The sequence below is a fragment of the Romboutsia sp. genome, assembly GCF_035470145.1.
In the GTDB taxonomy this organism is placed as follows: Bacteria; Bacillota; Clostridia; order Peptostreptococcales; family Peptostreptococcaceae; genus Romboutsia_D.
The window spans coordinates 1-1,642 of the sequence record NZ_DATIRC010000361.1 but is presented as its reverse complement, the minus strand read 5'-3'; the positions used below and the strand labels follow the sequence as shown (position 1 = coordinate 1,642).

The window sequence follows — 1,642 nt, the reverse complement described above, 5'->3', positions numbered from 1 at the left end:
CTTTGTTCTTTTATAACATAACGCTTACTATATGGATTAAGATTAGCAACTTTAATTAATTCTTGTTTTGTGTACTTTGATATATCATTACTAACAAAAATATAATTTATCTTTTGATCTCCCTTAAAATCTACGGATATTCCCACTCCATTTTTATGCCATTCAGCCGATGATACCATTTTAGGATCAAGCTTCAGTTGTGCTTGATTAGGTATAAACTCTGCTGAAGGGGGGCCAAGTATTTTTTTAATTTCTGATATTCTTTTCCCTATTAAACTATCGACATCAAATTGAATCGAGAGATTTTGTGTTTGAGGCACAGCTTCCTTCGTCTTGTTAGCTTCTTTTGTTTCTTCCTTATCGCCCGAACAAGCAATAATCAAAAAAAATGCTAAAAATGGTATCAAATACTTTTTCATTTCGACCTCCATTAACAGTATTATAGAAAACACAAGACCCCACCTCTAAGAGAAATGGGGTCTTGATATTCAGTCCATGACAACCTCTTTGTTACAGGTTATTTTTATATGCTCCTTTCTATATAACTCTATTAAATTACAACAAAACGAAATGCAATAGGAAATCTTGGCAAATTGCAGGGGGATCTATAGGTCGGAAAAAGAACGGGCTGCCGAAGAGGAGGAATTTAAGTTGGGAATTCCCATTAAGACAGCCCTAAACATGACCCAAAGGAATCATGGCTAATTTACAATAATGGAATTGAAGCACAACACTTGAAATTATTTGGGCAGGATGTAATCTGCTTTTTTTCGGATATGTCAATGGGACACAAAAGATCTTCGCATGGTCATGATTTTGATATATTGTAGTGATCGGCAATTCGTTGACAGAACCGTAGAGTTAACTATTGATACCTGTCGAAAGATTAATTTTCACATTAATCAGAACCCATTTAAATTTATCAATACTTTCCGTCCAAGAAAAATCTTTAAAAAGATCATAAAATGTTAAACAGAACCACAAAAAAATAACTCCAAAAACTAATAGTTTAAGATTATTTATTGTTGCTTTTTGGGGAACCACAGTGTTCTGAATCTGTTTTCTGTTAGATATTATTCTATCTTTAAATATTTCATGATTAAGTATTTCCATCTCTTTCTGGATTATTTTTTCCCTTTTTATGCGCCTTAAATAAAGATTGAGACATGTCCAAAGAAAGAAAGCCAAGGTAAAAATCAAATAGTGTTTCATGCTTCACTTTCTCCTTTTCATCTTCAAATTAAGGTCTCTAATTTAAAGCTTTTGCCTATCATAGCTGCTTCATTTATATTATGGATTCCAGCTCTATTTTAGTGGTAATACACCCAGGTAAATCTATATGTTGAAGAGAATTTGTGGCCAACTTATTTTTAAATTATATATTTAGGTGTATTTGGCACCTCACGAGTCGGCCTTTTCTTCGCAGAATTTTCTAAGTATTGTTTTACATACTCATTATTTTGATAAACAATCGATTTGCGTAATGTCATTTTAATATCATTAGCCCAATATTTGAACTGGTATAGAAGTATAATTAACACTCCTACCATTAATCCAAGTAAAGTAGTTTGAATAAATTTATAGGCCTTTTCCATCTCTCCCCCTTTCAACTTTAAAGGAATGGCGTTTCAACAATCGATTT

Annotated in this window: 2 protein-coding genes; both read right to left on the bottom strand. The window is 32.4% G+C overall.

What is annotated here, in order from left to right:
• Positions 1-419 (bottom strand): hypothetical protein (locus VLM92_RS14390; protein ID WP_325277017.1); only part of this gene is annotated, 419 nt, incomplete at its 3' end.
• Positions 420-1,370: 951 nt separating this feature from the next.
• Positions 1,371-1,595 carry a hypothetical protein gene (locus VLM92_RS14385; RefSeq protein ID WP_325277016.1) on the bottom strand — a complete coding sequence of 75 codons (225 nt, stop codon included), beginning with the start codon at positions 1,593-1,595 and terminating at the stop codon, positions 1,371-1,373.
• Between the last annotated feature and the right edge of the window lie 47 nt (positions 1,596-1,642).